Source organism: Cupriavidus sp. GW823-FHT06D04 (assembly GCF_058795055.1).
This window is the reverse complement of sequence record NZ_JBXAHL010000019.1, coordinates 69,158-82,322: the sequence shown is the minus strand read 5'-3', so window position 1 is coordinate 82,322 and position 13,165 is coordinate 69,158. Positions and strand designations below refer to the sequence as shown.

9 protein-coding genes are annotated in these 13,165 nt (G+C 67.7%); 5 read left to right on the top strand and 4 right to left on the bottom strand.

All coding sequences use genetic code 11. The features are described from left to right. Window positions 1–30 precede the first annotated feature (30 nt). Both AC1Q7H_RS22590 and AC1Q7H_RS22585 read left to right on the top strand, forming a co-directional pair. Window positions 31–1,311 carry a DUF2957 domain-containing protein gene (locus AC1Q7H_RS22590; protein ID WP_492381727.1) on the top strand — a complete coding sequence of 427 codons (1,281 nt, stop codon included), beginning with the start codon at window positions 31–33 and terminating at the stop codon, window positions 1,309–1,311. A gap of 87 nt (window positions 1,312–1,398) precedes the next feature. Next, window positions 1,399–2,238 (top strand): OmpW/AlkL family protein, encoded by an 840-nt coding sequence (locus AC1Q7H_RS22585; protein WP_013958478.1) that lies wholly within the window; start codon window positions 1,399–1,401, stop codon window positions 2,236–2,238. 65 nt (window positions 2,239–2,303) lie between these two features. Here the strand turns inward: AC1Q7H_RS22585 and AC1Q7H_RS22580 are convergent, their stop codons facing one another. From AC1Q7H_RS22580 to AC1Q7H_RS22570, 3 genes are all read right to left on the bottom strand, one after another. Next, window positions 2,304–3,791, bottom strand: coding sequence for an efflux transporter outer membrane subunit (locus AC1Q7H_RS22580; protein WP_013958477.1), 1,488 nt, complete (start codon window positions 3,789–3,791; stop codon window positions 2,304–2,306). A 2-nt stretch (window positions 3,792–3,793) separates the two neighbouring features. Further along, window positions 3,794–6,946, bottom strand: a complete 3,153-nt coding sequence (locus AC1Q7H_RS22575; protein ID WP_013958476.1) for an efflux RND transporter permease subunit — start codon at window positions 6,944–6,946, stop codon at window positions 3,794–3,796. A 65-nt stretch (window positions 6,947–7,011) separates the two neighbouring features. Next, on the bottom strand, window positions 7,012–8,262 hold the full coding sequence (locus AC1Q7H_RS22570) for an efflux RND transporter periplasmic adaptor subunit (protein WP_013958475.1): 1,251 nt from the start codon (window positions 8,260–8,262) through the stop codon (window positions 7,012–7,014). 615 nt (window positions 8,263–8,877) lie between these two features. Here AC1Q7H_RS22570 and AC1Q7H_RS22565 point away from each other — a divergent pair. Beyond that, complete coding sequence (locus tag AC1Q7H_RS22565) at window positions 8,878–9,621, top strand: TetR family transcriptional regulator (protein ID WP_153955225.1); 744 nt, start codon at window positions 8,878–8,880, stop codon at window positions 9,619–9,621. A 9-nt stretch (window positions 9,622–9,630) separates the two neighbouring features. On the opposite strand, the gene AC1Q7H_RS22560 is transcribed toward AC1Q7H_RS22565, so the two are convergent. Continuing rightward, complete coding sequence (locus AC1Q7H_RS22560; protein WP_193351065.1) at window positions 9,631–10,725, bottom strand: ABC transporter substrate-binding protein; 1,095 nt, start codon at window positions 10,723–10,725, stop codon at window positions 9,631–9,633. A 296-nt stretch (window positions 10,726–11,021) separates the two neighbouring features. Between AC1Q7H_RS22560 and AC1Q7H_RS22555 the strand changes: the two genes are divergently transcribed. Next, window positions 11,022–11,696, top strand: a complete 675-nt coding sequence (locus AC1Q7H_RS22555; protein WP_013958472.1) for a response regulator — start codon at window positions 11,022–11,024, stop codon at window positions 11,694–11,696. A gap of 2 nt (window positions 11,697–11,698) precedes the next feature. Continuing rightward, the gene (locus AC1Q7H_RS22550; protein WP_013958471.1) at window positions 11,699–13,165 is read left to right on the top strand and encodes a sensor histidine kinase; all 1,467 of its coding nucleotides are present in this window, start codon (window positions 11,699–11,701) and stop codon (window positions 13,163–13,165) included.

Below are 13,165 nucleotides of genomic sequence, written 5' to 3'. Positions count from 1 at the left end.
AAGAAGACACAAGACCGAGGAGACCACACCATGCAACCCCATCGAATGATCCTGCCGCGGGCCTCGCGCCCATCCACGGTGCCGGCGCGTGCGCTGGCCGTGGCCGCCACTGCCATGCTCGCCGCTTGCGGCGGCGGCGGCGGCGATGACGCGCCGTCCACGCCGGCCGCGGTGCAAACGCGGCTGTGCCCGGCATCGCTCGACTACTCCACGACCTTCACCGGCGGCACCGGCTCCGGCGAGTTGGTGAAGGTGCAGATCGACACCACCAGGAAGACCTGGCAGGTGACCTTCCTCGATTCTTCCGTGCCGCGCCAGACCGGAACCGTGCAGCCCACGCGCAGCGACCCCACCAACGGCCAGAACGTGATGCGCGGCGCGCTGAAGGCAGAGACGGGGTTGCCGACCGAGAAGCTGAACCAGTGCGCGTTCGAGCTGAGCGGGGCCAGCCTCGATCCGAACCGTCCCGCCAAGCTCTTCGTCGGCGAGGGCGTGATGGGCGGCACCATCCCCGGCGCGCGCATCCAGTTCAACGGCGTGCTGGGCGCCGGCGCGGTGCCGGATACCACCTTCCCGTATTTCCAGTTCATCGGCTTCGCGCAGACCGAGACCGACCTGTCGAAGATCGCCGGGCAATACAACGGCACGGGCTTCCACGAGGTGCCGTCCAAGCAGTTCAAGACGGTGGCGCAGGACTACCGCATGGCGCTGGCTGCGAATGGTTCATTCACCGTCTGCGACAACGCCACCAACACGTGCGAGCGCAAGGGCAACAACTTCGTGCCGCAGGCCAACGGCGCGCTGCTGTCGACCAACTACAAGGCCGAGAGCCAGCCGCCCACGCTGGGCAGCACGCTGGGCAAGGCCTACCTGATCGTGGGCAAGCTGCGCGGCCAGCTGGTGCCGGTCATGATCCGCGTGGGCTATGCCAATGACTCGCTCGCCAACGGCCCGCTTGGTGCCGATGACGAGATCGGCATCGGCATGATGGCGCCGGCGGTGGCGGTCACCGAAGGCGCGGTCAACGGCGAATACGTCGGCGTCGACAGCAACTTCAACTACCGCGTGACCGCGCTGGTCGGCGCCGCCGCCACCATGATGGATCCGTTCCGGCCATCCGATGCGTCGCTGGCGATTCCCTACCGGCTGGACTACTCGCAGCAAGTGCCGGGCGTGGTCCGTACGTCGCGGCGCGAGGCGCCCGCGGGTTCGGCGCCGACCGGCAAGCTGATGTTCACCGGCGGCGTGTTCGGCTTCCTGGAACAGCGCGACAGCGGCCCGTACTTCACCGTCGGCGCATTCGTGCAGTAAGCACGCTACCAGGCCCGGGCCATCGCAGCCCGGGCCACTGCACCACGACTCGACCAAACAAAGACATCCACTGCCGGGGGACACAAGATGAAAACCATACGCCTCACGCTCACGCTGATGCTGGCCGCGCTGGCCAGCTTCGCCCTGCCTGCCCATGCCCAGAAGAAGGGCGACAACGTGGTATCCGCCGGCTGGTTCTATATCCAGACCCATGGCCAGAGCGGCCCGCTGACCACCACCTTGCTCGACGTGCCGATCAACTACCCGCTGGGCCTGCCGTCCAGCTTCACCGCGCCGGGCAGCAGCCTCTCGTCGTCCAATGCCAATACGCTGGGGCTGACCTTCAGCCACTTCGTCACCGACCATATCGCGGTCACCGCGGTGGGCGGCATCCCGCCGGAGTTCAAGCTCTATGGCCACGGCGAACTGATTCCGCCGGGCCCGGCCGGCGCGCTCGGCCGCCAGAGCTTGGGCGACCCCGCGCTGAACCCCATCATCACCAAGGCGCGGCAGTGGAGCCCGGCGGCGATGGTGCAGTACCACTTCCTGGATCCGGGCACGCGTTTCCGCCCGTTCCTGGGGCTGGGGGTGTCGTACAACTTCTTTACCAACATCGAGGTCAATCCGGCGTTTGCGAGTTCGGTCAACAACAACCTCGGCGCGATCCTGGCGGCGGGGGCGGGCATCCCGGGGCCGACGTCGGTGAGTGCGGATGCATCGTCGTCATGGGCGCCGGTGTTCAATATCGGTGGCACCTATAACTTTGACGAGCATTGGGGTGTGACGGCGGCGGTGACTTATATCCCCCTGAAGTCGACGTCGTCGATGACGATCAAGGCGTCCGACGGGACGGTGTTGTCGACGTCGAAGACCAAGCTGGAGCCGAATCCGCTGGTGTTCTTTTTGGCGGCTTCGTACAAGTTCTGAGGCTGAAAAAAAACGACGCGCCTGAGCGCGTCGTTTTCTATTGGTGCAACGGCAAGCGGCAACCCTTACTGCGTCACCGTCCCCTGTTGCGCAGGCGTCCCCTGCTGCGCCACCGCACCGCTCTCCTGCAAACCACCACCCAGCGACCGGTACAAATCGATCGCGTTGTTCAGCCGCAGCTGCCGCGCCTGGATCAGTGCCTGCTCGGCGGTGAACAGCTGGCGCTGCGCATCGAGCTCGTCCAGGTAGCTGGCAATCCCGCTGCGGAAGCGCACGCGCGCCAGTTCGTAGCGCGCGGCTTCGGCATTGCGCACTTCTTCCTGGCCGGCCACCTGGTCTTCCAGCGTGCCGCGCGCCACCAGCGCATCCGCCACTTCCGCGAAGGCCGTCTGGATGGTCTTCTCGTAGTTGGCCACCTGGATGTTCTTGCGCACATTGGCCAGGTCCAGGTTGGACTTGTTGCGGCCATAGTCGAAGATCGGCAGCGTCAGTTGCGGCGCGAACGACCACGCCTTAGTGCCGGCATCGAACAGGTTCGAGAACGTCGGGCTGATCGTGCCAATGCTGGTGGTCAGCGTGATGCGCGGGAAGAACGCCGCGCGTGCCGCGCCGATATTCGCGTTGGCCGACAGCAACTGCTGTTCGGCCTGGCGGATGTCCGGGCGTTGCTCCAGCAGGTCCGAAGGCAGGCCCGCGGGAATATCGCTGATGATGCGTTCGTCGGACAGGCGCATCGGCTCGGGCAGGTTCTCGATGCTGCCGATGGGCTTGCCCACCAGCACTTCGAGCGCGTTCTGCGCCTGCGCGCGCTGGCGTGCGAGCTGCGCGGCGGCGACACGCGCCTGGGCCACCAGCGACTCGTTGTCGCGCAGGTCCAGGGCGGACGTGGCGCCGACGTCGAAGCGCTGCTTGGCGAGCCCATAGGTGCTCTCGCGCGCCTTGAGTGTGTCCCGTGCAATCTCGTATTGCTCGGCGAAGGAACGCTCGGACAGGTAGGCCTTGGCCACTTCCGACACCAGCGAGATATACGCCGAACGATGCGCCTCTTCGGTGGAGAAGTACTGCGCCAGCGCCGCGTTCGACAGGCTGCGCACGCGGCCGAAGAAGTCCAGCTCGTAGGACGAGATGCCGAGGCTGGCCGAGTAGACTTGCGATACCGCAGGCTGGCCCAGAACCGATACCCCCGTGGCAGCGTTGGTGCTGGCACGAGTATAGCCAGCATTCGCGTTCACCGTCGGCAGCAGGTCGGCGCGCTGCACCTGGTACTGCGCGCGCGCTTCCTCGATGCGCAGCGCGGCGGTGCGCAGGTCGCGGTTGTTTTCCAGCGAGGTCGCGATCAGCGACTGCAGGCGCGGGTCGCGGAAGAACTCGCGCCAGCCGATGTCGACAGCGCGGCGGGTCTCGCCGCTCTTCGCCTCGGCGGTGGCGTAGCCCTCGGGCGCCACCGGGAAGCTGTCTGCCACCGGCGGGGCAGGGCGATCATAGTGGGGGGCCAGCGTGCACCCCGTCAGAACGCCGGCCACCAGCAGCAGTGTGGTCAGAGTCTTGGTCATGTTCAGATTTCCTCTTTCGGCTCGTGCCACTTCTGGTCCAGCATGCGCTGGCGCGCACTGCCCTTGAAGCGCTTGCGCACCACGACGAAGAAGACCGGCACCAGGAAGATCGCCAGCACCGTGGCCGTGATCATCCCGCCCATCACGCCGGTACCAATGGCGCGCTGGCTGCCCGAGCCCGCGCCGGTGGCGATCGCCAGCGGCAGCACGCCCAGGATGAACGCCATCGACGTCATCAGGATCGGTCGGAAACGCAGGTGCACCGCTTCCAGCGTGGCTTCGATCAGGCCCTTGCCCTGCGCCTGCAGGTCCTTGGCGAATTCCACGATCAGGATGGCGTTCTTCGCCGACAGGCCGATGGTGGCGATCAGGCCCACCTTGAAGTACACGTCGTTGGGCATGCCGCGCAGCGTCACGCCGAGCAGCGCACCGAGCACGCCCAGCGGCACCACCAGCAGCACCGAGAACGGGATCGACCAGCTTTCATACAGCGCGGCCAGGCACAGGAACACGATGATCAGCGACAGCGTGTACAGGATCGGTTCCTGCGAGCCGGCCAGGCGTTCTTCATAAGACTGGCCGGACCACTCGAAGCCGAAGCCCGGCGGCAGCTTGGCGAAGTTCTCTTCCATCACGCGCATGGCTTCACCGGTACTGCGGCCCGGCGCGGCCTGGCCCGCCAGCTTCACCGCCGGCATGCCGTTGTAGCGCTCCAGGCGCGGCGAGCCCATCACCCACTTAGAGGTCGCGAACGCGGCAAACGCCACCATGTCGCCGTTGCTGTTGCGCACGCGCAGCTTGGTCAGGTCGTCCGGCAGGCGGCGGTCTGAGCCTTCTGCCTGCACGATCACCTTGCGCACCCGGCCTTCATAGATGAAGTCGTTGACGTAGTTGGAGCCGAACGCAATCGACAGCGTCGAGTTGATGCTGGCCACCGTGACGCCGAGCGCCTTGGCCTTCTCGCGGTCGATGTCGATCTGCAGCTGCGGCGCGTCTTCCTGGCCTTCCGGGCGCACGCCCATCAGCACCGGGCTCTTGGCCGCCATGCCCAGCATCATGTTGCGCGCTTCCATCAGCTTGGCGTGGCCCTGGCCGGTGCGGTCCTGCAGGCGGAAGTCAAAGCCCGAGGAGTTGCCCAGCTCGGAAATCGCCGGCGGGTTGAGCGGGAAGATGATCGCGTCCTTGATGAACGAGAGCGCGCCGAAAGCACGGCCGACCAGCGCCTGCGCGGTCTCGCCGGCGCCGGTGCGTTCCTTCCAGTCCTTCAGTCGCACGAACGCGATACCGCCGTTCTGGCCGCGGCCGAAGAAGGAGAAGCCCGCCACCGTGATCATCTGGTCCACCACCTTGCTTTCCTTCTGCAGGTAGTAGTCCTCGATCTGCTTGAGCACGCCGATGGTACGGTCCTGGGTCGCGCCGTTGGGCAGCTGCACCACGGTGATCATGTAGCCCTGGTCTTCGTCGGGCAGGAACGACGACGGCAGGCGCTTGAACAGCACCACCACGCCGACGATGATGACCGCGTAGATGATCAGGTAGCGGCCGGTGCGCTTGAGGATGCGCGCCACCACGCCCTGGTAGCTGGTCGACGCGCGCGCGAAGGTGCGGTTGAACCAGCCGAAGAAGCCCGTCTTCTCATGATGATGGCCGGCTTCGACGGGCTTGAGCAGCGTCGCGCACAGTGCCGGGGTCAGCGTCAGCGCCAGCAGCGCCGAGAACGCCATCGAGGAGATCAGCGACAGCGAGAACTGGCGATAGATGTTGCCCACCGAGCCCGAGAAGAACGCCATCGGGATGAACACCGCGGTCAGCACCAGCGTGATGCCGATGATGGCGCCGGTGATCTGGCCCATGGCCTTGCGCGTGGCTTCACGTGGCGAGAGTCCTTCCTCGCTCATGATCCGCTCGACGTTCTCGACCACCACGATGGCATCGTCCACCAGGATACCGATGGCCAGCACCATGCCGAACATGGTCAGCACGTTGATCGAGAATCCGAACGCCAGCAGCGCGCCGAACGTGCCCAGCAGCGCGATCGGCACCACCAGGGTCGGGATCAGCGTGGCGCGGAAGTTCTGCAGGAACAGGTACATCACCAGGAACACCAGCACCACGGCTTCCAGCAGCGTCTTGATCACTTCCTCGATCGAGATCTTGACGAAGGCCGAGGTGTCGTAAGGCACCGAGTACTGGTAGTCCGCCGGGAAGGTCTTGGACAGCTCTTCCATCTTGGCGCGCACCGCGGTGGCCGTGGCCAGCGCGTTGCCGGTCGGGGCCAGCTTGATGGCGATGGCCGCCGACGGCTTGCCGTTGGTGCGGGCCAGCGTCGAGTAGTCGGCGCCGCCCAGCTCCACGCGGCCCACGTCCTTGATACGCACCGACGACCCATCCGGGTTGGTGCGCAGCAGGATGTTGCCGAACTGCTCCGGCGTGGTCAGGCGGCTTTCGGTGGTGACGGTGGCGTTGAGCTCGGTGCCCTTGGGCGAGGGCGTGCCGCCCAGCTCGCCCACGGCGACCTGGATGTTCTGCTCGCCCACCGCGGCGGTGACGTCGGTCGGGGTCAGGTTGTAGCCGGTCAGCTTGGCCGGGTCCAGCCAGATCCGCATGGCGTACTCGGTGCCGAACAGGTCGGCCTGGCCCACGCCCGGCACGCGGCGGATCGAGTCGATCACCTGCGCCGAGACATAGTTGCCGAGCTGGATCGCATCAGCCGTGCCGGACTTGGACGACACGGTCAGGAACATCATGTAGTTGTTCCCGGCCTTGTCCACGCGCACGCCCTGCTGGCGCACTTCAGCCGGCAGGCGCGCTTCCACGCGCTTGAGGCGGTTCTGCACTTCGACCGAGTTCAGGTCGACGTTCGAACCCGGCGCGAAGGCGATGGTGATGCTCGCCAGGCCGGACGACTCGCTGGTGGAGTTGTAGTAGAGCAGGTTAGGGGCGCCGTTAAGCTCCTGCTCGATCACCGAGGTGACGGAATCCTCCAGCGTCTTGGCCGACGCACCCGGGTAGGTGGCGGTGACCGAGATCGTCGGCGGGGCGATGTTCGGATATTGCGCGATTGGCAACTGCAGGATCGCCAATATGCCGCCCAGCACGATGATCAGCGCGAGCACCCACGCGAACACCGGCCGGTCGATAAAAAACTTGGCCATAAAACTGGCTCCCTCTTGGTCTAGCGGTCTAGCCGTTATTTGCCGTATTGGTGGTACGGCAGGGTTCAGCCTTGCTTGGCGTCAGACTTGGCTTGCTGCTGGCTCTCGGCCTTGGGGGCCGAGGCCGGCGTCGCCGGGGCGGAGGCCGTCGCCGCGGCCGGTGCCGAGGCCCCGGCCGGCTTGAACGGCACGGCCCTGGCCGGCGCACCGACCTTGATCTTCTGCAGGCCCTCGACGATCACCTTCTCGCCGCCCTTCAGGCCTTCGGTCACCACCCAGCTGTCGCCAATGGCCTGCGGCGCCTTGACCGGCACCGCCGCGACATTCCCGTCCGTACCCACCACCATCACGCTGGCACCCTGCGCGCCACGGATCAGCGCCCGCTGCGGCACGGTCAGTGCGTTCTCATCCACGCCCTGCTCGATCTTCACGCGCACGAAGGTGCCCGAGAGCAGCTCGCGCTTCGGGTTGGGGAACTGCGCGCGCAGCGTGATCGCGCCGGTGGTCGGGTCCACGGTCATGTCAGAGAACAGCAGCTTGCCGGTCTGTTCGTACTCGCGGCCGTCTTCGACATACAGGTGCACCTTGGCGCCGCCGTTCATGCCCTTGACCATGCCGGACTCGATGGCGCGGCGCAGGCGCGTGACTTCCGAAGCCGGCTGGGTGAAGGTGACCCACATCGGGTCGACCTGCTCCACCAGCGCCAGCTTGGTCGCCTCGCCCTTGCCCACCAGCGCGCCCTCGGTCACCAGCGCGCGGCCGGCACGGCCGCTGATCGGCGCGGTCACGGTGGTGTAGCCCAGGTTGATCTGGGCGGTGCGCACCGCCGCCTTGGCCGAGGCCACGTCGGCATTGGCCTGGCCGGCGGAGGCCACGGCGTCGTCGTACTCCTGCTTGCTGACCGCGTTGACGGCCACCAGGGGCTTGTAGCGCTCGGCCTTCAGGCGCGCCGACACGGCATTGGCCTCGGCGCGTTGCAGCGCGGCCTGGGCTGAAGCCAGCGTGGCCTGGTAGGGCGCCGGGTCGATGCGGAACATCACCTGGCCGGCCTTCACTTCGCCGCCTTCGGTGTAGTTGCGCGACAGCACGATGCCTTCGACGCGAGCACGCACTTCGGCCGTGCGTATGCCTTCCAGGCGGCCCGGCAGTTCATTGACGACGGCGACCGGCGACGGCGTCACGGTCACCACACCCACTTCCGGCGGGGGCGGGGGGCCGCCTTCGGCCTTCTTGTCGCCACAGGCAACAAGCGCCACGGCAGACAGCGCCGCTAGTGCATAGGCTGCAACGCAACGGATACGTTGGGACTTCCTCATCGATAACCCCATGATGGCAATTTGAGATCTGCCGCGTCGTCCCGAGCTGTCATCCGACAAACGGAAACGACACAGCACGCCGCACGGTTCGCGGCGGACAAAAGCGTGATGCTAGCCACAAATCGCGGCGTCGCAATGTCAGATGCGACGAACGGTGGCTTTTATGTAACGACTGGATTCATGACCGGCTGGCCTGCGGCAGGGATTGCCAGCTGTGCTGGGTATGTCACAGAAGGCGGCTGGCCGAACGCCGGGCAAGCGCGTATTATATATACATTCAAGCATGTATGTTAAGTTGATGTTGCAGAAGGGCCTTTCGGCGCACAACCGGCGCCGCGGGGCCGCGGCAATACGGATCCCGAGCCCGGTCAAACCCAACCGATCGGTCCGAATTGCGTCCTACCCGTTCGGAATCACGGCGCAAACCGCCGGCTCAGGTTAGGATGCGCGCCGTCGTGTCGGCTCGCAGGCTGCAAGCACATTGGCATGTGACGACAACGACCCGCCGGCGCGTGCGCCGGCCCGTGCGGCTGCCTCAGCGGCCGCACCAGGGAGAACCAACAAGGCTGGCCATGACGGCTCCATCGCGTCATGCCGCCGGCACCAGAGACAAAAATGGTCAGACGTACCAAGGAAGAGGCGCTTGAAACGCGCCACCGGATTCTCGACGCGGCCGAAGCCGTGTTCCACGCCCGCGGCGTGGCACGCCCGTCGCTCGCCGACATCGCCGAGGCGGCGGGTGTCACGCGCGGCGCGATCTACTGGCACTTCAAGAACAAGAGCGATGTGTTCGCCGCCATGTGCGACCGCGTCAACCTGCCCGTGGAAGCGCTGTGCGACCCCGAGCGGCTCGCGCGCCAGGAAGACCCGCTGGGCGGCATCCGCGACATCTGCGCCTATGTGATGCGCCAGACCGTGGTCAACCCGCGCTGGCGCCGGGTGTTCGAGATCATCTTCCACAAGTGTGAAATGGTGCAGGACAACGGCGCCATCTTCGAGCGCCAGCGCCAGTCGCACCAGGACGGCCTGATCAAGATGCGCGAGCACCTGCGCCTGGCCCTGGAGCGCGGCCAGCTGCCCGCCGACCTGGACCTGGACCTGGCCGTCAACGCCTTCCATGCCGCCATCGGCGGGGTGCTGGCGCACTGGCTGTTCTCGCCCCAGGACTTCGACCTCGACGCCAACGCCGAGCGCATGTCCGACGCCTTTATCGATACCCTGAAGTTCTCACCGGCGCTGCGCCATGGCTACGTGCCGCGCCCGATGGCGGCGCTGGACCGGGAACTGTCCACACTGTGCCAGCAGGCCTGCCCCAACGCCCAACCGGGCGGGCTCGAAACCGGCGACCTGGTGCCTTGAGCGCCGCGCTTAGCCGCGCATGGCCTCGCGCCAGCGCGCCAGGAAGGCGCGCTTGCGCATCGCGTCCTGCGCGGCCAGCAGGCCCGGGCCGACGCTGATCGGCTTGAGCGCGTAGCCCAGCCGCTCCGACAATGCCGCCGCGGTGTGTACGCTGTCGGTATCGGTGCGGATGGTATAGAGCTGTGAGGTGGACTTGGCCAGCAGCGCCTGGCCCTCGCGCGAGAGCAGGTAGTCCAGCCACAGCCGCGCCGCATTGGGCCGCGGCGCGCGCCGGGCAATAAAGGCCACCCGCGACATCACCAGCGTGTAGTCGCGCGGGGCGATCACGTCGATGGCCGCGCCGCGCTCCATCAGCGACAGCGCGTACGAACCCAGCAGGTTGTAGCCCATCACCAGCTCGCCGCTGGCGATGCGCTCGATCATCTCGGCCGTGGACGCCGACAGTTGCACCCCGGCGCGCCCCAGCGCCTGCGCCAGGTACCAGAACTCACTGCCCATGCGCGCGTCCTGCTGCGCCAGCAGGTAGCCCACGCCCGAGCGCTCCACGTCATAGGTCACCACCTTGCCATGCCAGCGCGGCGCGTGTTCCTGCAGCAGCCGCGCCAGCCCGCTGCGGCTGCGCGGCGGGCGCATGCCGGCCAGGTGGTAGCGGTTGTAGACAATCACCGCGGGCTCGAAAGTGGTGCCCCAGGCCTCGTCGCGCCATACCGCCCAGCCGGGCAGGCCGGCGCGCTCGGGCGAGGCGTAGCGCTGCGCATGGCCGTCGTTGACCAGCTTGATCTGCAGGTCCATCGCCGTGCTCCACAGCACGTCGGCAAAGGCCGCATCGGGCGCGGGCCGCTTGCCGCCCAGCGCCGCGGTCTCGGCCAGGAAGCGCTGGTTCAGATCGATCGTGTTGAGATCCTGGTAGTGCACGCGGATGCCCGGGTAGCGCGCCTCGAACGCGGCGATCAGCGGCTGCGCCACTTTCAGGTCGGTCGATGCATAGACCGTGACCATGCCTTCGCGCATGGCGCCGGCGATGGTGGCGTCATACCCGGACGGATACCCCGGCGGCGGCGCCGGCGGCCTAGACTGGGCATGAAGGGGCCATGCGGCCGGCAAGGTGGCGCCGGCCAGCAGCGACGCGCCCAGCAGGCGGCGGCGCTGCGCCGAGGCAGGCGGCTCGCAGGCGCACGGCAGGGACGGCGGGGGTGGACGCGTGGGCACGGTGGTCGGAAACGGAAGAACTGCCTGTGGAAGGGAGCGGGCGCGCGGACAACACGCGCCGGGACCAGCGGGGCGGGGGTATTATAGGCGCCCGCGGCGGGCGCGCTCCATCGGTGCAGCCCCCTGTTATCCGGACGTTTTCCGCCGCCGCAACCGAAATATGGACCAAACCGGCAGAGGAGGAGACCGGCATGCGCATCCTGCTGGTGGAGGATGAAATCGAACTGGCACGCTGGGTCGCCCGCGCGCTGGAGCAGGGCGGCTTTGTGATCGAGCACGTCGCCGACGGGCTGCAGGCCGAGGCCCGCCTGCAGGCGGAGGAATACGACGCGGTGCTGCTCGACCTGCGCCTGCCCGGCAAGGACGGGCTGGCCGTGCTCAAGTCCATGCGCGGGCGCGACGACCGCACCCCCGTGCTGATCCTGACTGCGCAGGACACGCTGGACGAACGCGTGCGCGGCCTGAACCTTGGCGCCGACGACTACCTGCCCAAGCCTTTTGCCATTGCCGAGCTGGAAGCGCGGCTGCTGGCGCTGATCCGGCGCAGCCGCGGGCGCGCGCATCCGCGCCTGCAGTGCGGCACGCTGGTATTCGACGGCGAGACCCGCAGCTTCACGCTGGACGGCGCTCCGCTGGCGCTGACCCCGCGCGAATCGACCCTGCTGGGCGCGCTGCTGGCACGCAGCGGCCAGCCGCTGACCAAGGCGCAGCTGCTCGACAAGGTGTTCTCGCTCGACGCCGATGTCTCTCCCGACGCGATCGAGGTGCTGGTCTACCGGCTGCGCAAGAAGCTGGCCGGGCACGGCGTCACCATCGTCACGCTGCGCGGCTTCGGCTACTTGCTGGAGCCTGAGGCCGGGCGCTAATCATGCACTTGCGGATGTGGCCGCGCCATCCGGTGCTGCTGTGGCGCCGCGGCAGCCTGCGCCGGCAACTGCTGTTGCTGCTGGTGCCGGCGCTGGCGGCGATGATGGCGATCGACACCTGGCTGACCTACGGCACCCTGCGCGACGCGGCCAACACGGCTTATGACCGCTCGCTCTATGGCTCGATCCGCGCCATCGACAATGCCATCGGCATGGCCGGCGACAGCGTCCAGCTCACCCTGCCCGACGCCGCCATGGAAATGTTCGAGACCGCGGCGCAGACCCATGTGTTCTACCGCGTGTCGACCGAGCGCGCCGGCCAGGTCGAGACCGTCACCGGCTACGACGACCTGCCGCTGCCGGCCGGCAACCTCGTCAACAACCAGCCGCGCTTCTACGACGCCGAATACCGGGGCGAGGCCGTGCGCATCGCCGCCATGGCGCGGCCGGTGTACCGGCCGGATGCGCGCATGCGCGTGATCATCCAGGTGGCCGAGACCGCCGAGCCGCGCACCACGCTGATCGGTACGGTCTGGCGCAGCGCGCTGGCGCGCGACCTGCTGCTGATCCTGCTGAGCGCCGGCATCCTGGTGGGCGGCGTCACCTACGTGCTGCGCCCACTGGCGCGCGTGCGCGACGATGTGGAAGCGCGTTCGCCGGACGACCTGACACCGCTTACGTTCGAGCGCGTGCCCGCCGAGGTGCGCCCGCTGGTCGACGCGGTCAACCTGCATGTGTCGCGCTCGGCGGCAATGGCGCAGTCGCAGGCCCAGTTCATCGCCGATGCCGCGCACCAGCTGCGCACGCCGCTGGCCATCCTGAAGACCCAGGCCGAATACGCCCAGCGCCAGCTGCGCGCGCCCGACCCCGAGGCCGCGCGCCAGGCCGCCGGCGAAGCCGTGGGCGGCATCGTCACCCAGCTGGAGCAGGCCGCGCGCCTGACCAACCAGCTGCTGGCGCTGGCGCGGGTACGCCAGCACCACGGCGAAGCCGCCCAGGAAGCCGATGGCATCGACATCATCGACGCTGTCACCGTGGCCGAACAGGTGGCGCTGGACTACCTGCCGCTGGCGCGCGGCAAGCAGCAGGACTTCGGCTGGGAGCCGGTGGCGGGGCTGAAGCTGCCGGTGCGCGCCGACCCCGCGCTGCTGCGCGAGGCGCTGGCCAACCTGGTCCACAACGCGATCCAGTACTCGCCGCGCGGCAGCCGCATCACGCTGTCGGCCACGCGCGCCGACCAGACCGCCTGCCTGGTGGTGGAAGACGATGGCCCGGGCATTCCGGCCGAAGAGCGCGAAAAAGTCTTCGCGCGCTTCTACCGGCGCGTGGGCAATGCGGAGCCGGGCTCCGGGCTGGGGCTGGCCATCTCGCGCGAGATGGCGGCGCGGTTTGGCGGCACGGTGGAGCTTGGCGATGGGCTGCAGGGCACCGGCGTGCGCGCGGTGCTGAAGCTGCCCATCGGTGAATAA